The sequence below is a fragment of the Calothrix sp. CCY 0018 genome, from assembly GCF_963920925.1.
In the GTDB taxonomy this organism is placed as follows: domain Bacteria; phylum Cyanobacteriota; class Cyanobacteriia; order Cyanobacteriales; family Nostocaceae; genus Rivularia.
On record NZ_CAWUDI010000045.1, the window covers coordinates 1 to 18,689 of the forward strand.

The following is an 18,689-nucleotide window of genomic DNA, read 5'->3' on the forward strand; positions in this document are numbered from 1 at the left end:
TCGCGCTTAATATTCCCGCACCATCGCCAGAATCTTTATCCGCGCTACAACCACCGGGGCGAAGTATCTCAAAAACGGGAATATCCCGGAAATATCCCTATATAGGTGCCTCAACTTTGAAGTTACCCCTTCTATCAGGTATCCACTGATTAACTTAATTAGCTTTGTAGCGATCGCAGGTCTTACCCCTTAGCTTTTGTGATAGTTAAAATTCCAAAAGTCTAGTGTCTTAAAAAACTGGTTCTAGACTTTTGAAAAACAACAGTTAAAGCTTTCGTTAGCTGGTACGGACAGTTTCCGCTTTAACTGTTGTAGAAAACATTAGCTCCGACTTACAAATACCGTACTTTTTTGTTTCGACTTACGTCCTGTTTTCATATTAATAATATAGCATATATAGATGGTAAAAACAAAAGAAAAACACTGCCTTTACCATAACTTTATTTTTATCTTAATTTCTCTTTTTCAAATAAATACGCGGCTGCTGTATGATGGCAGAAAATCTTATTATTTAAAGCTTTATATAGTTGCGGTAACTCGTTCGGTATTCGGTTTCTCCAGCAGCGATGCTTCATGCATTCACATTGCCATCCTTTGCCTTGATTGAAATATACAAAGTAATTTTTACTGTGGTCTTGAATTGAACTTACCAACCATCCGCCTCGGACTTTTTCAACTGGTAACTGTTCGGTTTGGCTAATTGCCGCTTCTCTCCAATACTCTGCGATCGCATCATAACTAATAATTGTCCCGGCTTGCTTTACCCATACTCCGGTTGTCCAAAACTCGTATTCTAAATCGTGGATGTTGTATTTATATTCCCAATTTATTCTACCTAGTTGAAAAAGAATATCTTTTAATACATATCTTGATAAAACCTGTGATTGTAAAGCGCTTGATACTTTCATAATTAAACCCCTATCCTTTTAATTTATATCTTGATTTTACCATATATAGAAGCTATAATGTATATATAAACTTAAGGAAATAATAAAAATGAAATTTGAATCTTGGAGAATTAATCGTAGTATTGTTGATGATGGTGATGAAGTTTGGGAATGGGCGGAGTTTTATTTTAGAGATGATGAAGGACTACTTGAAGGCAAAAGCCCCGTGTATGTTGTTGGAGCGTCCGATCATCATTGCTTAATGGAAGATACTTTAAAAGTTGTGCATCAACTAAGAGATGGGGAGAAGTGGGAAACTGTTTGTAGAAATTTTAGACAGTCTTGGTAATTAAATTAATAGAAGTAGCGGCGCATTAGCGCTGCTTTTTATTTACTAATTATTTATAATTTACCTTATATACAAGGTATAATATAATTATTAATTAACTAATTTAAAGATGAATATTGCATTTACAGGAACGCGAAAATTAATTAATAATCAAAATAAAATTGTTTGGGCTAAGCTCGAAGAAATCAGCCAAATTGAATCGACTTGGCACGTTGGCGATGCAGCAGGCGTAGATGCTGCTGTAAGACTTGCAGCGCAGCGCTATAACAAACAAATTAACGTATACGAAGTGCAAAACAAACAGCAGCGCTATGCATATGCTCAACGCAGCAAACGTATGGTTAAAGCAATTTCGCAAGTCCCACAGCCGAAGTTAGTTGCTTTTGCAAATAAAGAATGTCCCGACGGCTGCACACCTTGCGCTAGCCCGAACGGACGCGGAAGCGGTACTTGGTTGACTATTGCTTACGCATTTTATTTGAATATTGATATTGAAATAATTTTCTTAGAAGAAAACTTACAATTACCTTCTTGGATACTGCTGCCACAGCCAAAACAACTTTCGCTTTGGTAACACAAATTCTTTTATTCTTTCAACCATTTTTGTAAAGGGTAAAAAATGGACAAATTACTTTTTGAATTGCCCAAACGAAGAGCGATCATAGCAAACAGGTAGCTGAAGTAATTCAAAAATCATTTGTATTTTTTACCCTCCCCACGGGTAATTTATCTGTGGGGTACGTTTGCGGTTTTAACAGATTAGTTTAGGTTTCATTCTGATTAAGGTAAGCGATCGCAGCTTGTTCGAGCCATTTAGTTTTAGTTATCCCCGCTTCTTTTACTGCCGCTTCTATTTGGGCTTCAACGGTCAGCGTTGGGCGAAAACATATCGGCTTTTGCGATCGCGCTTCTTTCCCCTCAACCTTAAAGCTAGTGTCATTTTTTTTCTTGGGATTGCTCACCCCTGGTTTTCCAGTCCGCCCTTCTATTCCTGACATAATTCTTTCCAATATAAAGTTATTGTAAATTATGCCGCGTATACATGGCATAATGTTTGTATACATGGCATAATAATAATAACAAAAGAAAACCCGGCTACCAACCGGGAGAACATTTATAAATTATTCAACCATGTTACACAAACCCGAAGCCTCCAATCAACTAGCTTTAACTCTTGAGCAATTCGTAGCAGCAGCCGAAGCATTTTTACAAAATCATTATTCTGTAGGCAGCGATCGCGAAGATATCAGCAAAATTTTAAGAGACATTGAAAATCTGCGGTTAGATATCGATACAGAACAGCTTGAGCAAGAGTTTGGGTTATCTCAAGAAAAAAAAGACTTGATAGTTGATTTCTGCATTAAATTCTAACGATTCGCGACCTGGGTAAGTCTTGAAAACTGCCCAAACTTAAAAACTGCCGCCCAACCCGACCAAGAGCAAGCGGCAGCACCACCCACAAACAATGAGAGGTTTTTAAATCATGACACAAGATAACACCCCGCGCATTTATGTAGCTTGTTTAAGCGCCTATGTAAACGGCAAACTACACGGAGAATGGATTGATTGCGATCGCGACGCAGATGATATTTGGAAAGAAATAGAAAAGATGCTCGAAGCTTCCCCAGAGCCAGACGCAGAAGAATGGGCAATCCACGCCTTTGAAAACTGGCACGGTATCGAAATCAGCGAAAACGAAGATATAGAAAGCATCGCAGAGTTAGCCGAGCTAATTGAAGAACATGGAAAAGCTTTTGCAGTTTACTGTCAACATTACGGTACTGATGCGAGTGTTGAAGACTTCCAAGATAGTTACATGGGTGAATACGAAGACGAGGAAGACTTTGTTTACCGGATGTGGGAAGACGTAGGAACGCTTAAACAACTTGAAGAAATAGGCATCAATGAATTTTACATTGATTGGAGCGCCGTAGCCCGCGACTGGTTTATTAACGATTACTTCTCTGTAGAAGTTGGTTACAAGGAAACCTACATATTTAGACACTACTAAAAAAAACGACCTGAGCAAGTCGGTAAACTGCTCCACGCCTCACCCAAACCAAAAGCCATCCTCAGTTAAAACATATGATGACACCACAACAAGTAACCGAATACAAAGCAGCTTGCCGCAGAATTCAAGAACTCTACAGCTACGACTATATCAATGAGGAACTAGAAGCGTTAATGCGATCGCCCCAGTGGTCAGCAATTTACAGCCAATTAAATAAAAACGAACGGCGAGAAATTCGCGGATACCTTAACTACATTCAAGACAACGGTTTTGGATATCTTGATACTCAAATTAAAAACATTGAAACTCTGACAATCAAAGTAAAACAGCTTCATCTTCTCGAACTAAATGCTAGATGGGTGATATGCGATCGCTCCTCCGGGCTTTATTGGGCAAGAGTTATAAATCCTCCTTACTGGGGCAAGAAACACCGGGCTTTTTTATTTACTCAAGAGCAAGCAGAATTTTGGGTAAAGAAGTTTGCTCTCGTTACAAATTGGCACAGATTTACAGCGGTAAAAGTTGATGCTACCCGCAGGCTAAACCGTAGCAAATTTTAAAAAAGTTTAGATGTCTGCGTTTGATAAATAAAAAAGTGACCTGAGTAAGTCCTTAAACTGCTCGCCCAAGCCAAATTAAAAACCACTTAAATTGTAACTATGAACCTTAACGAATACCCACAATTAATCGCCAAGCTGCAAGCCCAACTGTTTAACCTTGATTTTGCAGTCGAGCAAGCCCAAGTAATACTCAAGCAGATTGAAGCCGAGATTGATGCAAACATTGCATTTGACAAAGAACTTCGTAACGATTCCCAACGTAAAGCAGCGCGGATTACCATGCTTGACAACCATCCCAACTACTGGGAACAGCAGGAAATTTTGAGCCAAATTAAAGCCAAACACCAACAAATTTACATCGAGCTTGGACTGCGGCGTAATGAATTTTCTGTATTGAAGTTGGAGCGGAGAGAAGCGATCGCCAGACTCGAAATGCAATCAGCTAGTTAACTGAAAAAACTGGGGGACTTTCCCCCAAAACTAAACCCAAAAGTATCGAAGACTTAAAGAGTTAATCATGACACCAGACCAAACGCAACTATGGCTTGATATTCAACTTCGACAAATACAGGCACTTGACTTTCAATTCGTGCGATCGCTTCAGTCGCCAATGCCATTTTACCCGTGGTTGTGTTAGTGGGATAAGACTTTTCTAACTGTTCGAGTAATGCTTGAATTTCGGCAGCAGCTTCGGCAAGGTTCTTTTTCTCAGTAGCAGCATAATAGTTACCTTGGATGTAGTTACCCGCAATGCTTTCATTGTAATTACCGCCACCTGTGTTGATATTGCGATCGCCTGTCATCGAATTATCTCCTAAGAATGAAAATGCTTACTGTATTATTGTAGTGGAAAGCACGGATGTTGCTCCGCAATAAGATACAAAGTTTACTATTGCTTACTGAATTAAACTATAAAAGACTCTTGCAGCAAAAATTACAGTTATTTACTTTAATTTATTAAATATTAAAAACTCGATTTACTCAGGGGTATTTATATTACTTTTCCACCTAGCCCGGATTTCTCACAAGACTTGAGAAAAGAAGAGTCAAAAACTGCCAAAATGTATATTGCAAAACTATTTCAGCAGTTTGAAGTATGACCCCAAATAAAAACGATTGTATACCCGAACAGTTTATATTTGAACAAGTAAAGTCACCTCCAGTTGTAGTTAATTTCAAGGGTGAGCCTGTAACATCAGATGCTGGCTTATACTTAATTGCGGAACTAGATAGAAAACTTGCAATAACATCAAGGTTTGCAGGATGTTTTAAAGATTACCGAGATAAAAATCGTACAGACTATTCTGTAACCGCATTTCTCAAATTGAAAATATTCCACCTTTGGCAATACCTTTGCCAAAAAAAGAGCCTACAAAAATTTTGACAAAACTGGCAAAATCACTCGTCAATAAGCGTTTAGCTGACAAGATAGTTTAAACTCTCAAACCCTTTATACTACGTGAAATATGCTAAAAAAGCCTTGCGAGAAACCTGGAAGGAATTTTTGGGACTGATTGTTTTTGCTCAGCTTCGGAGAAATGAGAGTTTGAGCATCAACTCACCCTCGTAAATTGGCGAAGGTATTGCTTTGGGGAAAGTTATTCAGGAGAAGTCTTCTTCTAATCCTTATGGTTGGTCCTGGATGCCTCAATAACTCCCTACCCCGAAATTTTGAGGGGATACGTATTATTCTTTACAATGATTTTACAAAAAAGCTAGTTTAGGCATCCTATACTAAGTGATATTCGTTAGCTTCCAAATTTATTAGAGATTTACCGTAAAGATACAGTATGGTTCGTCATAATCTAATTTGCAAACAAACATAATCTGGAGTGTTACATGGATATAATTCCAGGACTTACATTACCATTGTTTTCTGAAAACCTACCGAAAGCGCCTGAATTTAGCAACTTAATAGGTGATACACTAAAGGGAATTTTTTCTCCAGCAGTCAAAGCTTCTCTTGATGTTGATATTGATATTGGTGTTAAAAAGGAGGTTTGGTCTTTAGTCGATCATTTGTTCGACAAACTGAAAATACTTTTAGGTGATATAGCCTATGTGGCAGATGAACTACTTTCTAAAACAGAGGAAATAGGAAAAAATTTAATTCAAAAAATTTCTCAAGAGCTTTCTGGGTTAGTTCAACAGGTACAACGAGCTGTTAATGATATTTTAAGTGGTATCAAAGATAATTTGATTAACCCGTTTTTTGAGAAAGTTGATGAGCTTAGAAGAAATTTGGTCGAGGATATTCGTAGTTTAATAAATCAAATTCTGAATGGTGCTGGAGAATTAGCAGGCCAATTACTTAAAGAAGGTGATCGCATCCTTACAGGAACAATTAGCGAATTTAAATCTGAGGTAGAGAAGGTAGTAAATTTTTCTCGTAATCCTTTTGATCCTTGTCGAATAAAGTTCGATTTGGGGTGGGTACCAGGTCATAAGCTTACAATTGGAGATTTACATAATCTCTTTGAGTGCAGCCTTCTTAGGCGATTGGAGGAAGGTGATACGGTTAAAGAAATAAAAACTATCTATGCAGATTTACAGCATAGATCGTGGCATCTATCTTGTGTTGCCAGAGGAACAGTTCCTGGTATTTCCAGCAGTTCTGCTTTACAGGATATAGCAATTAAGGATTGGATTAAGTACGGTCAACTTTATAGTTTATGGAATCAATTTGAGGATAATATGACACCACTTACAGCCCTTGAAAATCGCATTAAGCAACTAGAAGATGAAATTGCTTATTTTCGAGCTAAGTCAGCTCAAATAGACGATGTAAGTACAGCAGTTCAGACAGCGCAACAAACCGCTGAAGCTGCTCAAAATGCAGCTAACAATGCCCAGAAAACTGCTAACGATGGTGTAGCGAAAGCTAACAATGCCCAGAAAACTGCTAACGATGGTGTAGCGAAAGCTAACAATGCCCAGAAAACTGCTAATAACGCTCTCGATTTAGCTAATCAAATCAATGGCAAGACTCGGTATATTAGTGTTCACGGTGCTACCACAATGATTGATGCAGGAGGCTGTTATTTAGCTATTCAAGCTGATGGAAATATAGTTGTATATAAAGATGGTGGGGGAGCTATTTGGGCTAGTGGAAGTCATGGATAGCAATAGATGATGTCGTAGTGCGCTTGTATAACACTTTTCAGTTCAATAAGTAGGTCAGCGTGAAAAACCAAAATATGTAAAGATAAATAAATACGGAGAACGCATCTACCGAGGTTATTAAAATATGGGCGCTCGTTTAAGAGTCTTTTTAACTCGCGATCAAGATAAAACCTTGTTAATAGGACTTACGCATTGACAAGAAAATTAGTCTATGTATTCAAGCCGCACAAGTATCACTCAAACTATCTAAAAGATATTCACGAATAACATTTGTGAATAGATTTCTTTGTACTTCGTACCAATTGTTAATGGTTTTTTCAGAGCGCATCTTTTCTAAACGAAATAGAAGTGTCGGCGGGAGCCTATCGCAGTAATTTAGCGCAAACTTAATTCTCAGAGAACGCGATCGCCCGAACATTTAAGGAAGATAAACCGACTCCTAGCCGTTCCAAATAACAGCGCTACTTTCCTTATCATTCGTAAGAGCGATCGCCCATCACCCCTACTTCTTTTTATCTCTGGCGCTGTTGCCTGCGATAATCCCAGGGCTTCTCGTAATTCCCACTCCACACCCCAACTTTCTTTGACTGTGCGATCGCCTTCAAAACTCATCAATGTTTGATACGTTTGCGATAATCCCAAGGACGCTCATAATTCCCCGACCATACGCCGATACGTTTGTCCTGGGCTATTTCTTCGGCACGTTGGAATACTTCAGCGTTCGGACAATTTTTAAGGTATTGATGGTAAAGATATGCGTTTCCTGAAGTCAATTGTTCTTCATTCAATGATTTTTCTCCACCATTTACTGATGTAAAAACTTCAGCAACTTTTCTGCCATATCTATCCGTATCAACTATACTTACCATCACCTCGTTATTTGCTTCTTTTATTAACGAGCGTAAATTAGATTTTGATTCTTCACCCCACTGTTGCCCAGTTTGATTGCCTTTTGAAGTTTCCGGTGCATCAATACAAGCAAGCCTAACTTTTAGCTTTTCTCCCGTTGTCTGCCCGACAGTTATCGTATCCCCATCCGACACTTTAACTACTGTCCACAGTTCAGTTATAGGTGCTGCTTTATTACTGTCTGCCGTCCATGTTTGCTGTCTGTCGGACAAAGATAATATAAGAAAAACAGCACTTACCCCAACAAAAAGTCCTGTATTTATAAAGTTTCTAGTAAGTTTTTTCATTGTTATTCACCCTAGTTTTTAAAATAATCAATTTATCTACAGCAAAATAATAAAATACTACTCGCTTTTTAATCTGCAAGAAGTAGTAATACTAATTGTGTGCGAGTTTATAGTTAATTCACCTCAGTGTAAGCCTGTAAATTTACTCTCTCGACAAATCCCCAAATTATTTTTTTAATAGCTGCATAAGCAATTATTTTTTGGTTTTAAACAATGATTTTAAAGAGATTTGGGAAAGTCGGAATTTTGTTAAGTTCAGTAATTGGTATTGTAGTTTCTCCGTTAACTGCATCTGCTATTCCATACCAGTCCAACACTGTATACAAAGCAATGGATGGGATGAATCAAGTAGTAGTATTTAGCGCTACTCCCGGCAGTAGAATCAGCGTAAATTTAGGCACTTCACCCCGTCCCGCTGCTCGATTAGCAGGTGCTTGTGGAGAAGTTAGGATTTCGCCTCCATCAACAGGGGATTTTACGGGGTTAGAAGTTGACGGAACTGCTATAGATGCTGCTTCATTATCGGTTCAAAGCTTACCTAGTTGTATAAACGGTTCGTTTAGTGAGGCTCGTGCTACGAACTTTAAGACCCCTACCGGACAAGTAATTATCGTTGGTAAAACTCCGCAGTCTGCCGTAACCATTTCGCTGCCTGCTGCGGTAACTCGTAACGTAACTGTAGGTGCTTGTGGATTTGGTGTTTTACGCCCCACAAACTCCAGCGGCCCCATACCTGCAACTTTCAGTGTGGATTCAACAAGTTATACCCTTGCTTCCCTACCCGATTCAGGCAGCGCTCCATATTGCCGCACTATAAGCGGCACTCCCTACGGATACGTACCAGCTACTTGGTAGTAAATTATTCATTCTTTATTAGCGATCGCAATTATTAAAAAAAAGCGATCGCTTCTTTTTTCCTTATACAAAAATGTTTAAGTACTTCACTTTTTTACTAATAGTATTTTCTCAATCTCCCGTATTTGCACAACAATCTACAGCTTTTAAAGATGAGAATAATACATTATTTTTATATGGTTTGGAACCGTCAAAAGTTGTAGAAATTAAATTACAAAAACCACTACATAAAGCTTTTAAGAGTAATGAATGTGGGTTAGTTACGGTTAATTCTGATGATGTCATCCAATTTGAAAGTCAGGTCATTACTCCTAATTTTAATTTTGAAGTTAAAGAAAATCCTAAAACCTGTAATGAATTAGCAACATACCCACAAATATTTAGAACTTTAAATGGCGCGATCGCAATACAAGGAATTCCTAATAAAGCTTATAAGATTACTTATCCCAATCATCAAATTAAAAGACAAATAATTGCTAATGAATGCGGATTTATTCAAATACGTAATTTTTCTGCACCGTTTTTAAATTTACCTACCGTTACAAAAGAGCGAGCCGATTTTGCATTTGCTTCCTTACCAATTAATAAACCTTTAGCTTGTTTAAAAAACAAACTTTATTTCCCAGTAGGATTCGATCCAAAACTTGCTATTGCTTCTGCACTGGGAGCGTCAAATCCTCCAACTACAGCACCACCAAGTAACACGGTTAACTCCCAAAATGCCCAACCCGTAGCGGTGAAGAACGGAAATTTACTAATTATTACCGGAATTCCACCAGGAGACTACACCGTTGTAAACGCCAGCAATCCAGTACAAAAAAAGAGCTATACCGTTACATCTAAAGCTTGCTTGGTGAGCGATATACAAAGTATTGGCTCTCCTAATAATTTTTTGATTAGCCGTCAGGGATTAACATTTCCAGTTGCTTGGAGCAATTTACAAACTGTTTCTACTATTCCGGTATGTAAATAATTATGTTTAAAAAGAGCGCTGTTATCTTATTATTAATTTCTTTATTTCCCCAAGCTGCATTTGCTCAAGTAAAAGGATATTTAGGAAAAGATGGATATTTTAATATTCGTGGCTTAGATGCAAATAGGGCTTATCAAATAAATTTAGGGGGAATGCCGTTAATTAGAGCAGGGCGTACTAATAGTTGTGGAGTGTTACGAGTTGCATTGAGTGGGGCAGTAAAGACATCTGATAAAATCGAGATTCATGATGTAAAAGCAAATAAGTATTATGGTTTTGCTAATACCCAAAATATTCCGACAGAAGAATTTAGCTGTAAGCCTGGAGAAGTAAAACCTGGGAGGGACATTTGGAAAGATACAAAAGGAACTTTATGGATATCAGGATTAACACCAAGCAGCGCCCAAACTATTAGATTATTATCAGAAAACCCCACTCGTAAAATACGCGCTAATTCTTGTGGATTCGTTTCTTTGCGTTTAGCTAACCCACAGCCTCCAGGTTTAGTTATTGATGATAATCAAGCTTTTCAAATCAATGGTGCAATTTCCGGCGGAGGAATTGTTTGTAGAAGAGGCAAGCTTTATGTAGCTTATCCTCCAGAGCCTGAAGTTAATCCCGTGTCGGCTGCAAGTTGGAGGCAAAATCCTTTATCACAAGTTAGCTTTGCACCCTATAGCGCGATCGCAACAATTACAGGTGGTAACGGAGGAGGAGAAACGACTTGGAGCGAACCACCTTCTCAACCACCACCGCCACCAGTATTTAACCCGCCAAAAGAACCAGTTGATCCACCTCCACCTCCAGAGGAACCACCACCAGATCCGCCAGCGCCGCCACCACCACCAACACCTCCACCGCCAGAACCACCTGCACCACCGCCAAAACCACAACCACCACAAGGTCAAAGAATGTGTAAGGTTGGCAGTCAACTTGTAGTATTGCGTTTAACTCCAGGTAAATCTTATGAGGCAGATGAGGATGATACTCGTACACCTCCAAGATTTGCGATCGCAGATAGTGATGGTAGGGCAGAATTTGAAAATATTAATTTTGAAAAGGAATATGAAGGTAATCCAGCAGGACTTTATGTGTTTGATTACGAAAGTGAAGATGTTGTAATTTCTACTTATGTAAGTGTTGTAAAACCTTGTGAGTATAATTCGTAAAAGACCTCTCTCCAAACCTCTCTTCTGCAAGGAGAGAGGCTTAATTTTCCCCCTTCCCTTGTAGGGAAGGGGGGTAGGGGGGTTAGGTTTTTGCATAAATTTGAAGTTCACTGTTCACTATCAAATTTCTGCATCTTTTACTGACAAAACTAACAGTTTAATCTCAAATAAGCTGCGTCGCATTTTAGCCCAAGCTCTGTAAGTTTGGGCTTTTGTATTGTCTAATTGATTCATTCGCTGTAAATAGGTTTCTGTATCAGAATTACCTCTTGTATACCTGATTTCAAAGACTTTAAATTGATCGACTGCTCTACTTGCTACTATTTGAGAAGTTTGAAAATCAGTACGAGCTTCATCAAATTGAATCAATAAAGTTGCTACTTTATCGCGAATTGTATCGGCAAGTTGCGCTCTGCCTCGCTGTAATTCTGCAACTTTTACTTGAATGTCGCTAATTGCGATCGCATTCCGTTGAGCATCGGCATTACCTCCTTGAGTTCCTAAAAAGAAAGGTACGCCAATAACGTTAATTAAGCCATTAATTAAACTGGTTCTTCCTCTAAGAATTCCCGCTATATTATCAATTAATCCGGTTCCCGGTGTTTGAGGTTGTCCGGCTGCTGGTGTAGGACCAAGTAAGTACTGCAATGCTGGAGTAAGTACTGCAAGCCGAATGCTTTTCTTGTTTCTAACTTTAGCTTCATTAATTCGTTCGTTGGCTTCGGCAATCCGAGCGTCAATTTCTTTGAGTAACGGGGATTGCACTACTGCTCTATCTTGCAATTGTTGTAAGCAAACAGAAGAAGTTTCTAAGCATGGTAATCCACCCCGCAATAACCGCCACATATCATCATTCATTTCCCGCTGTAAAATTGCGTCGATGCTTGGTTTATTAAAGGGATTTTGTTCGGGTTTGGGTAGCTGTAAATCGGCTTCTTCATCTAGTTGTTGAGCTTCTTCTGGAGTTATTTCTTGAGGTTCTGGTTCGGTTTCTTCTGGCGTTTCTTCGGGGGTTTGTTCTACTTCTACTTCTGGTGTTGGTGGAGGTGAGGGAATTTTATCCGAAGAATTTTTAACAGGTGGTGAAGACGGAACTGGTACGGGTTTAGTTTGTGCCGTTACTTCTGGAATTAATAATAGACTTAGGAATAGAGCTAATAGTAACGATTGTTTGATATTTGCCATTGTTACCCGTCCAGTTTTTAATTCTCCTGATATATCCATTCCGAGGCGATCGCACTGCTGGAATTAATGCTAACTTGTCATCGATGCCGCTTAGTGAAAGATTAACTTGGGCTAGCTGGTAATCGCGATCGCGTAAACTTTGGGCATATTGTGACTGTTGTTGCGAGTACGATTGCATTGATTGATTTTGCTGCTCAACACGTTGCACTGATTCAATGGAAGCTTTATATTCTACTAGTTTGCGGTTGCTGCGTGCTGTCGCAAGTCTAGACTCAGCCATGTTTAATTGCGATTGTGCTAACTGCACCGCAATTTCAAGGTTTTGTAATTCCTGCTGTTGAGTAACGGCGCTAGCGTTAAGTTTTGCCCGTTCCCGCTCCAATGCTGACTGTGCTTGCTCTAATTCCGATTGCAGTTGAGCAAGTTTTGCTTCTTCATGACGAATTACTGGCGCTTCCAGCTTCATATCCCGCATACTTCTGAGTAACTCTTCTTGCTCTTTAACTTTCTCTTGTGCCTGTCGCAATGCTGCTTCTGACTTTTCTGCTTCGGCACGTTTTTCAGGATTGTCCGCTTGTAATACGGGCGATCGCGATTTTAGGATTGACTGTGCCTGTTGCAGTTTAAGTTGTGCTTGAGAAATACTTGTTTCTTCTTCTACAAACTGGGCTGGTGGTAATGGAGAAAGTGGTGGTGGTACGGTTGGTTTAATTGGTGCGGGGATGGGTTTAGATTTGAGGTTATTGATTTGTAATAGTATGGACTGTCGTTGTTTGCTCAAGCGTTCCCGTTCGATGGAATTATCAGCAATAATTTGTCCAATTTTAATTTGTTCACCTTCTTTTACTTTCAGATGTGAAGGATCATCAACAGTAATTGTTAACCTTAATAATGGTTGGGGTTTACTAACTTGATTCTTTACCATATTTTGTGGCTGAGCGTTAGTTTGAGCTACAGCTTTTGTTTGAGGAATAATTATATTTGTACTGCCATTAATACTGCTTAATTTGGGTAAAGTTAACCCCAACACTGCCATTCCCACAAATCCACATACCGCTAACTTAAACTCGTTCATAGTAAAGTTTGATTTTGTCTCCAATTACCAATTCCCAATTACCCATTCCCAATTACCCATTACCAATCACCCATTACCAATTACCAACTTAAACTCGTTCATAATAGGGCTTGATTTTACACTTAGTCCCGACCGTACCCATCCGTACTAATGCTTCTAAAGGTTGCAGCGCTGCCACAATATTTTCCGCAAACCTGAATCTTCTCGCTACCCTTTTTACTTCCGATTGATCCACCATCAATACAATTTTGGTACTAGAATTGGCGATCGCCTCATCTGATATTTCCGCATCTCGTTGAGAAGCCAATACTGCACACAAACCGTATTTTCTCCCATCTCCCAAGATTATTTTTATACTTCTTGAGTTTTTAATTTCTTTAGCTTCATCGATAAAAACAAAGCTACGTGGGGTTTTGTCTTCAATTTCTCCCATAATTCGGTGGGTATCCATCAATTGTTTGGTTAATGTTTCCGCTGCGATCGCACTTAGTCCCGGTACTTTTCCTAGTGCTGATAAATCAAAGCGAATAATAGGATGGTCGAGGGATGGTTGGGGTTTGTCGAAAATGCCATATTGGAATGTCGCTGCAAGTTTTAGTTGGAGTTTAACTGATTCTTTGCAGCCGTCTTCAACCCTGGTTTCAATCTCAGCGCGGACATCAGCAAAGGTTGGTGGTGCTTTTGTCCAGGTGTTGAAGTCATCTTGGACAATTCCCTTAAGGCGGTAGCAGCTATTAAGGATAGAAATAACTAACCCTTCTTGATTAGCTCCCAATACCAGCGCTTTTTTAAAAGTCGCCGCCACCGAAATTGCTTGCAGATTCGGTCCGCCCCCTTTAGCATCCAAGTCAATTACCAGCGGGTTAATACCGTGAGGTGATTCCATATCAATGGGGTAGCAGATTGCATTAGGTAATTCTAAATCTCCGTGAAAGTCAATAATAATTATTCTGACTTCGGGAAATACTTGGGGCAGTTCGTGGGCGATCGCCTTTAACGTTTGGGTTTTACCGCTACCGGATGCGCCAATTAATACAACGTGTCCGTTTGGTAGGGTGACGGGATTCCAGGTAACGTTATCCCCTAGTAAAATTCCCTTCGTTATAGCAGCATTATCCTTTTTAGTTTGATTGGGTTTTAAAATCGCTTGTGGTAGTGGTTTGGGCATTGATAATCCTTATTTGTAAATTTCCTGTAGCGAATTGTTCGCCGATTTTTTCCATAACTTTACCCAGCGGTGCAGTTTCTAAACTTACCGATTCACCAGACACTCTAATGTAAGGGAATTGATAGGGGTCATACTCTGGCTTGATACTTTCTGGGTCATCAATTTGCAGTTGACCGCTGATAAATACCATTGCTCCGACTCGGTTAAATGGAATTAAAATCTCTGCTAATTGTTCTTCTTCTAAACTTAACGATTCAATATTGGTAATCGCAGCCTTACCCACATCAGCTGTAATGCGTTCAGTAATAATCTGCGAACCCGCTTCTGTCCCGGCTTTATAAATCTCACCCCTGCCTGACTGAACGATGAACCCCGAACCATGAGTTTGAATTACTAAAAAATCCCCCTCAACCTTTGAGCGATCGCCCGATCTTACCCCTTTAATCCGCGCTTTAATCAAGTTGGTTGCACCCGATGCGTTATAAATACTTTCAACCCCAGATGAACTGGCAATCAAACGGTTAAACTGCGTCAACATCCCGCCACTGTTGTTGATATTAAAAACAGCCAAAGAAATCGCCATTAACACTATCAATACAAAATATTCGGCATTACTTCCCGTCCTCAACCGAAAATTCCGATTCCCAGGACACACGCACTTGACCCTTGCAGGAAAGAACATTTGTACTCCTCCACGGGTAAAGGCATCGGCAAACCAACCAAAGAAGTACCCAATATTAATCGCGTGAACCAAATTTATAAAACTCGGTTGAAATAGTGTAATGGAGTAAGATGCGATCGCAATTACCAAAGATGCCAACAAGCTATGGGTACAGCTGCGATGGGGCATTCTTCGTTCTAAATATTTACTTACCCAGGGAAACGCTTGTCCTGCCGGAGATGTGGATATATCAACATCTGGTAACAGTCCTGCGATCGCACCCGTAGCAATAATGGTAGGGCTAGCCGTTCCTAATAGCAGACTAGTTGCCGTGCCACTAATCAATAAATGCGATACCCCTAACATTATTTGATCCTCCGGCTTTCGTTCGGTAAAGCATAAAGTAACCTGGCTAATCCCAAGAATATTGCAGCCGCAATTCCTCCAAAAATGTACATTGCTTGGTTGTTGGTTCCAAGTCCGATAAACCGCATCACTACAAATACAATTCCTACGAGCATTATTAAAGGTGTAATGTCAAAATATCTATCATGGTCAGCCCCCTCAACTTCCAACCCCAGATATTCCTCCTCAATTGCTCTTTGTGCCAACATCGGATTTCCCCCAGCCCGTTCTTGCAACTTAGATAATTCCGATGGTTTCAAATTTATCCCCCGCTCTAGTGCTGCTTGTTCCATCAATTCCCGAATCGCGTATTCAGGCAATGGCTGCAACTCTATACGCGGAATGTTAATAAAGATATCGGTTCTGGGTGGATTGGTAGCAAGCAACAACATCGGTACTTGCAGCTTCCGCAACTGCTTGAGCCACATCCGAAATTTCGCCTCACAAAACTGCACGTCATCAATTACCAAAAACGCCGTATTGTTTTCTAAGTAATTTGCGATCGCTCTTCTCAATTGTTCGGCACTCAGCGCTTTCCCCTCCAAACTTTGGGTTTCTACTCCTAGTTGATAGGCAATTTCGAGCAGCATCTGCTTGGGTGTAGTTGGTTCAATGTGTGCCACCACAAACCCATCTCCTTGTAGTTTCTCAACTACTGCCGATATTAGTACAGACTTACCACAACCTTCCTCTCCGGTAATTAACAGCGAGCCAGAAGCTAATAGCGAGGCAATAATCCGATTTAATTCGGTTTGGCGATACAGTCTAAAGCTAGTCGTAACTTCGGTACTAACGGTTAAATCTTCAATTTCAATAGTTGGATGATTAATTGGAGTACTAACGGTTTGGTCTGGTGGTTCGATTTCGGTTTTATTTACCTTTTTGTTAGACCTAACTACCAATTCCCCAATTGACATTGTTAATATCGCAGCAATCAACGAAATTGACGATACTCCATTAATTGCTATAACCATAGTCGCCAACACGATCCCCGACCAATTTAAGCTGCTACCACCCCAGGCTTGGCGAAGTTCACGAGCGCGTTGGCGTATTCTAAAGGGTCAACTTCAGGTATCCTTGCAGATTGCTGAATCTTTGCTTTAAGTTCATCGGACAACATCTCTGGATTGTTGATAAACTGTTCCGCCAAAACATTCTCAGCTATCAATATCCCCGCTGCTTTATTTTGAGCATTGTTGAATATCTGTTCGCTTAGCACGTTCATCTGCGATATTTCATGCTGGCGTACATCGATAGATTCATTCTCGGTCACGCTCAATGTCTGCTCTGAGGATACGGTTATTGCATTTGCTGAAGGCTGATTAACTTTATTTTCATCAACTGCTGTCGGCTGCGTTTTTTCTGCTACGGGTCCTGATGGTTCCGGTATCAAATAGCCTTCCATCCGTCCGGTAGCCTTAATGTGTTCGTGCAGTCCGTCCATCTGCTCTGCTTGTTCTGCATCCAGATAAGCCTTGTTCTTTATCTTGTAGGTTGTAATCTGCAAATACCGCATCCGACTGTACAGCGGATCGCGACCGATGCCATATTTTTTTAAAAATTCTGATATGGGAATTCTTGCAAAATTATCAACACTTTGACTGTCATCTGGCGTATTGTCTGGCATACTGTCTGCTACAACATTATAGTTTTGCAACGAACTATCGGGTAAAGTTTGGTTATTGTCGGGTAAACTATCGGGTGTAATTTTAGTAGAAGAGTGCAGATTATCCGGTGTAACAATTGTGTTTTCTACCGTACTATCTGCCGATAATGATTCATTATTTTCTACTTTGTCTGCCATAAAATCCCAGTTAATTTGTGGTTGTATATTCATTGTCTGCTATACATTACAGAATTTAGTACAGTACAACTACTGATTGTCTGGCAGACTGTACTGCTAACTATTTATCTGTCTGGTAATCAAATTATTTACTATTATATAAATATATAAATATATTTAATTAAAATTTAAGTATTTATCAGTTTAATTTATTATTTAATATTGAGTATAAAGTATTAGCTGATTATGCTCAAAATTGTTTAAGAACTAATAATTATGTTGCGATAGCGAAGCGCTGCTGCAAGCAGATCGCTCGTGCGGCTGTGCCAATCGCGCTGATAATAGATCGAATGGGGAATTATTGCTGATACACCGTTGCACTATCGTTTTCATCTATCGCTTATATAGCAAACGGGAGATGCACCACTGGGGCGCGAATAAGCAGAACGCTTACCACAACTACGTCCCCGACTATCTGTATCGTAAGGACAATCGCATTTACCACTTATCGATGCTCGGACTGGTGCATTAGGGTCAAGTACTGGTGCGATGTTTGGTTTGGAAATATTTTGTGGTGGTTCTGGTTCGGGAGTATTTACAACTTCAGGTACTGGTTCGATAACTGGTTTTGGTTCGGAGGTTTTAATAATTTCAGGTGCTGGCGTAATATCTGGCTCAAGCGTAGGAGCGGGTTCAGCAGTTGGTGTAAATGCAGGAGGAGTTGTAATACGTGCGGGAGATTCAGTTTCAACATTCGTAGGTGCAGTTTTAACCGATGGTGTAGGTTGAATAGCTTGAGGTTCTGTTGGTGAAAGCATTCCGAAAATAACGATGCTTATAAAAAATGCCAAGATTCTTCCACCTATATTCCACCTCAAACCATAACTTGAAGTAAATCGGAACAATAGCGGCAAAAAGATTAATCCCCAAATGATGCACGTAAAAGCAAGCGCAGGATTTTCTACAATACTGGTAAGCCCAACTAGTATGAAAAGTCCAGCCCACAACCAACCAAAAAACGATAATATTCGTCGCCACATAATAATTTAAGTATAACCACGCAGGCAACTTTACCACCAATTATGGTAACGAGTTGTGATTTAGATCGGTCACATATGACTATTAGCACTGCTAATTGTCAAAATCTGTGATTATCTGGAGTTTCGGGTGTAGTGTCAGTTTTTAATCTCAGATTAATTTTTAACGTCAGAGCTTGCTAATCACAACCGGAAGGAATGCCACTGGCATTTGAAAAAATCCATTAAAAACTTTTACGTTGCTTCTATCAG

The 18,689-nt window shown here is 39.8% G+C and carries 23 protein-coding genes; 11 read left to right on the forward strand and 12 right to left on the reverse strand.

What is annotated here, in order from left to right; translation table 11 throughout:
• Positions 1-446: 446 nt before the first annotated feature.
• Positions 447-908, reverse strand: coding sequence for a hypothetical protein (locus ACM03V_RS26460; RefSeq protein WP_414623787.1), 462 nt, complete (start codon positions 906-908; stop codon positions 447-449).
• An 88-nt stretch (positions 909-996) separates the two neighbouring features.
• Between ACM03V_RS26460 and ACM03V_RS26465 the strand changes: the two genes are divergently transcribed.
• The gene (locus ACM03V_RS26465) at positions 997-1,236 is read left to right on the forward strand and encodes a hypothetical protein (protein WP_414623788.1); all 240 of its coding nucleotides are present in this window, start codon (positions 997-999) and stop codon (positions 1,234-1,236) included.
• A 109-nt stretch (positions 1,237-1,345) separates the two neighbouring features.
• Positions 1,346-1,810: a hypothetical protein gene (locus ACM03V_RS26470; protein ID WP_414623789.1), complete on the forward strand. Its 465-nt coding sequence runs from the start codon at positions 1,346-1,348 to the stop codon at positions 1,808-1,810.
• A 190-nt stretch (positions 1,811-2,000) separates the two neighbouring features.
• On the opposite strand, the gene ACM03V_RS26475 is transcribed toward ACM03V_RS26470, so the two are convergent.
• The gene (locus tag ACM03V_RS26475; protein ID WP_414623790.1) at positions 2,001-2,234 is read right to left on the reverse strand and encodes a hypothetical protein; all 234 of its coding nucleotides are present in this window, start codon (positions 2,232-2,234) and stop codon (positions 2,001-2,003) included.
• 133 nt (positions 2,235-2,367) lie between these two features.
• Here ACM03V_RS26475 and ACM03V_RS26480 point away from each other — a divergent pair, with 133 nt between their 5' ends.
• The 4 genes from ACM03V_RS26480 to ACM03V_RS26495 all read left to right on the forward strand — a co-directional run bounded on the left by ACM03V_RS26480 (position 2,368) and on the right by ACM03V_RS26495 (position 4,257).
• Complete coding sequence (locus ACM03V_RS26480; RefSeq protein WP_414623791.1) at positions 2,368-2,607, forward strand: hypothetical protein; 240 nt, start codon at positions 2,368-2,370, stop codon at positions 2,605-2,607.
• Positions 2,608-2,719: 112 nt separating this feature from the next.
• On the forward strand, positions 2,720-3,247 hold the full coding sequence (locus ACM03V_RS26485) for an antirestriction protein ArdA (protein WP_414623792.1): 528 nt from the start codon (positions 2,720-2,722) through the stop codon (positions 3,245-3,247).
• A 74-nt stretch (positions 3,248-3,321) separates the two neighbouring features.
• Positions 3,322-3,807: a hypothetical protein gene (locus tag ACM03V_RS26490; protein WP_414623793.1), complete on the forward strand. Its 486-nt coding sequence runs from the start codon at positions 3,322-3,324 to the stop codon at positions 3,805-3,807.
• Positions 3,808-3,906: 99 nt separating this feature from the next.
• Positions 3,907-4,257, forward strand: coding sequence for a hypothetical protein (locus ACM03V_RS26495; RefSeq protein ID WP_414623794.1), 351 nt, complete (start codon positions 3,907-3,909; stop codon positions 4,255-4,257).
• A 65-nt stretch (positions 4,258-4,322) separates the two neighbouring features.
• On the opposite strand, the gene ACM03V_RS26500 is transcribed toward ACM03V_RS26495, so the two are convergent.
• Complete coding sequence (locus tag ACM03V_RS26500; protein ID WP_414623795.1) at positions 4,323-4,610, reverse strand: hypothetical protein; 288 nt, start codon at positions 4,608-4,610, stop codon at positions 4,323-4,325.
• Between the two features lie 293 nt (positions 4,611-4,903).
• Here ACM03V_RS26500 and ACM03V_RS26505 point away from each other — a divergent pair, with 293 nt between their 5' ends.
• Both ACM03V_RS26505 and ACM03V_RS26510 read left to right on the forward strand, forming a co-directional pair.
• A complete protein-coding gene (locus ACM03V_RS26505) occupies positions 4,904-5,191 on the forward strand; it encodes a transposase (RefSeq protein WP_414623796.1) in 288 nt (95 codons plus the stop codon).
• Positions 5,192-5,646: 455 nt separating this feature from the next.
• A complete protein-coding gene (locus tag ACM03V_RS26510) occupies positions 5,647-6,930 on the forward strand; it encodes a hypothetical protein (RefSeq protein WP_414623797.1) in 1,284 nt (427 codons plus the stop codon).
• Between the two features lie 393 nt (positions 6,931-7,323).
• Here ACM03V_RS26510 and ACM03V_RS26515 read toward each other — a convergent pair whose 3' ends face one another.
• A complete protein-coding gene (locus tag ACM03V_RS26515) occupies positions 7,324-7,542 on the reverse strand; it encodes a hypothetical protein (protein ID WP_414623798.1) in 219 nt (72 codons plus the stop codon).
• A complete protein-coding gene (locus ACM03V_RS26520; protein WP_414623799.1) occupies positions 7,542-8,126 on the reverse strand; it encodes a thermonuclease family protein in 585 nt (194 codons plus the stop codon). The genes ACM03V_RS26515 and ACM03V_RS26520 overlap by 1 nt, the downstream gene beginning before the upstream one ends.
• A gap of 246 nt (positions 8,127-8,372) precedes the next feature.
• Between ACM03V_RS26520 and ACM03V_RS26525 the strand changes: the two genes are divergently transcribed.
• The 3 genes from ACM03V_RS26525 (at position 8,373) to ACM03V_RS26535 (ending at position 11,123) form a co-directional block, all read left to right on the forward strand.
• The gene (locus tag ACM03V_RS26525) at positions 8,373-8,981 is read left to right on the forward strand and encodes a hypothetical protein (RefSeq protein WP_414623800.1); all 609 of its coding nucleotides are present in this window, start codon (positions 8,373-8,375) and stop codon (positions 8,979-8,981) included.
• A gap of 73 nt (positions 8,982-9,054) precedes the next feature.
• Positions 9,055-9,954 (forward strand): hypothetical protein, encoded by a 900-nt coding sequence (locus ACM03V_RS26530; protein WP_414623801.1) that lies wholly within the window; start codon positions 9,055-9,057, stop codon positions 9,952-9,954.
• A 2-nt stretch (positions 9,955-9,956) separates the two neighbouring features.
• Complete coding sequence (locus ACM03V_RS26535; protein WP_414623802.1) at positions 9,957-11,123, forward strand: hypothetical protein; 1,167 nt, start codon at positions 9,957-9,959, stop codon at positions 11,121-11,123.
• Between the two features lie 120 nt (positions 11,124-11,243).
• Here ACM03V_RS26535 and ACM03V_RS26540 read toward each other — a convergent pair whose 3' ends face one another.
• From ACM03V_RS26540 to ACM03V_RS26570, 7 genes are all read right to left on the reverse strand, one after another.
• Positions 11,244-12,308 carry a hypothetical protein gene (locus ACM03V_RS26540; RefSeq protein WP_414623803.1) on the reverse strand — a complete coding sequence of 355 codons (1,065 nt, stop codon included), beginning with the start codon at positions 12,306-12,308 and terminating at the stop codon, positions 11,244-11,246.
• Entirely contained in the window at positions 12,229-13,383 is a 1,155-nt protein-coding gene (locus tag ACM03V_RS26545; protein ID WP_414623804.1) for a hypothetical protein, read from the reverse strand. The genes ACM03V_RS26540 and ACM03V_RS26545 overlap by 80 nt, the downstream gene beginning before the upstream one ends.
• An 88-nt stretch (positions 13,384-13,471) precedes the next feature.
• Complete coding sequence (locus ACM03V_RS26550) at positions 13,472-14,551, reverse strand: ATP-binding protein (RefSeq protein WP_414623805.1); 1,080 nt, start codon at positions 14,549-14,551, stop codon at positions 13,472-13,474.
• Positions 14,505-15,578 carry a metal-dependent hydrolase gene (locus ACM03V_RS26555; RefSeq protein WP_414623806.1) on the reverse strand — a complete coding sequence of 358 codons (1,074 nt, stop codon included), beginning with the start codon at positions 15,576-15,578 and terminating at the stop codon, positions 14,505-14,507. Before ACM03V_RS26555 ends, ACM03V_RS26550 begins: the two co-directional genes overlap by 47 nt.
• Positions 15,578-16,591, reverse strand: coding sequence for an ATP-binding protein (locus tag ACM03V_RS26560; RefSeq protein ID WP_414623807.1), 1,014 nt, complete (start codon positions 16,589-16,591; stop codon positions 15,578-15,580). Before ACM03V_RS26560 ends, ACM03V_RS26555 begins: the two co-directional genes overlap by 1 nt.
• A 26-nt stretch (positions 16,592-16,617) precedes the next feature.
• Positions 16,618-17,454 carry a hypothetical protein gene (locus ACM03V_RS26565; protein ID WP_414623808.1) on the reverse strand — a complete coding sequence of 279 codons (837 nt, stop codon included), beginning with the start codon at positions 17,452-17,454 and terminating at the stop codon, positions 16,618-16,620.
• 335 nt (positions 17,455-17,789) lie between these two features.
• On the reverse strand, positions 17,790-18,440 hold the full coding sequence (locus ACM03V_RS26570; protein ID WP_414623809.1) for a hypothetical protein: 651 nt from the start codon (positions 18,438-18,440) through the stop codon (positions 17,790-17,792).
• Between the last annotated feature and the right edge of the window lie 249 nt (positions 18,441-18,689).

Excerpts from the sequence above, each read along its gene's own strand:
- ACM03V_RS26495 (WP_414623794.1), top strand. The coding sequence starts at position 3,907 with ATGAACCTTAACGAATACCCACAATTAATCGCCAAGCTGCAAGCCCAA.
- ACM03V_RS26540 (WP_414623803.1), bottom strand. The coding sequence starts at position 12,308 with ATGGCAAATATCAAACAATCGTTACTATTAGCTCTATTCCTAAGTCTA.
- ACM03V_RS26550 (WP_414623805.1), bottom strand. The coding sequence starts at position 14,551 with ATGCCCAAACCACTACCACAAGCGATTTTAAAACCCAATCAAACTAAA.
- ACM03V_RS26570 (WP_414623809.1), bottom strand. The coding sequence starts at position 18,440 with ATGTGGCGACGAATATTATCGTTTTTTGGTTGGTTGTGGGCTGGACTT.
- ACM03V_RS26510 (WP_414623797.1), top strand. The coding sequence starts at position 5,647 with ATGGATATAATTCCAGGACTTACATTACCATTGTTTTCTGAAAACCTA.
- ACM03V_RS26490 (WP_414623793.1), top strand. The coding sequence starts at position 3,322 with ATGATGACACCACAACAAGTAACCGAATACAAAGCAGCTTGCCGCAGA.
- ACM03V_RS26520 (WP_414623799.1), bottom strand. The coding sequence starts at position 8,126 with ATGAAAAAACTTACTAGAAACTTTATAAATACAGGACTTTTTGTTGGG.
- ACM03V_RS26485 (WP_414623792.1), top strand. The coding sequence starts at position 2,720 with ATGACACAAGATAACACCCCGCGCATTTATGTAGCTTGTTTAAGCGCC.
- ACM03V_RS26565 (WP_414623808.1), bottom strand. The coding sequence starts at position 17,454 with ATGAATATACAACCACAAATTAACTGGGATTTTATGGCAGACAAAGTA.
- ACM03V_RS26545 (WP_414623804.1), bottom strand. The coding sequence starts at position 13,383 with ATGAACGAGTTTAAGTTAGCGGTATGTGGATTTGTGGGAATGGCAGTG.
- ACM03V_RS26560 (WP_414623807.1), bottom strand. The coding sequence starts at position 16,591 with ATGGTTATAGCAATTAATGGAGTATCGTCAATTTCGTTGATTGCTGCG.
- ACM03V_RS26530 (WP_414623801.1), top strand. The coding sequence starts at position 9,055 with ATGTTTAAGTACTTCACTTTTTTACTAATAGTATTTTCTCAATCTCCC.
- ACM03V_RS26470 (WP_414623789.1), top strand. The coding sequence starts at position 1,346 with ATGAATATTGCATTTACAGGAACGCGAAAATTAATTAATAATCAAAAT.
- ACM03V_RS26505 (WP_414623796.1), top strand. The coding sequence starts at position 4,904 with ATGACCCCAAATAAAAACGATTGTATACCCGAACAGTTTATATTTGAA.
- ACM03V_RS26555 (WP_414623806.1), bottom strand. The coding sequence starts at position 15,578 with ATGTTAGGGGTATCGCATTTATTGATTAGTGGCACGGCAACTAGTCTG.
- ACM03V_RS26480 (WP_414623791.1), top strand. The coding sequence starts at position 2,368 with ATGTTACACAAACCCGAAGCCTCCAATCAACTAGCTTTAACTCTTGAG.
- ACM03V_RS26500 (WP_414623795.1), bottom strand. The coding sequence starts at position 4,610 with ATGACAGGCGATCGCAATATCAACACAGGTGGCGGTAATTACAATGAA.
- ACM03V_RS26515 (WP_414623798.1), bottom strand. The coding sequence starts at position 7,542 with ATGAGTTTTGAAGGCGATCGCACAGTCAAAGAAAGTTGGGGTGTGGAG.
- ACM03V_RS26475 (WP_414623790.1), bottom strand. The coding sequence starts at position 2,234 with ATGTCAGGAATAGAAGGGCGGACTGGAAAACCAGGGGTGAGCAATCCC.
- ACM03V_RS26465 (WP_414623788.1), top strand. The coding sequence starts at position 997 with ATGAAATTTGAATCTTGGAGAATTAATCGTAGTATTGTTGATGATGGT.
- ACM03V_RS26460 (WP_414623787.1), bottom strand. The coding sequence starts at position 908 with ATGAAAGTATCAAGCGCTTTACAATCACAGGTTTTATCAAGATATGTA.
- ACM03V_RS26535 (WP_414623802.1), top strand. The coding sequence starts at position 9,957 with ATGTTTAAAAAGAGCGCTGTTATCTTATTATTAATTTCTTTATTTCCC.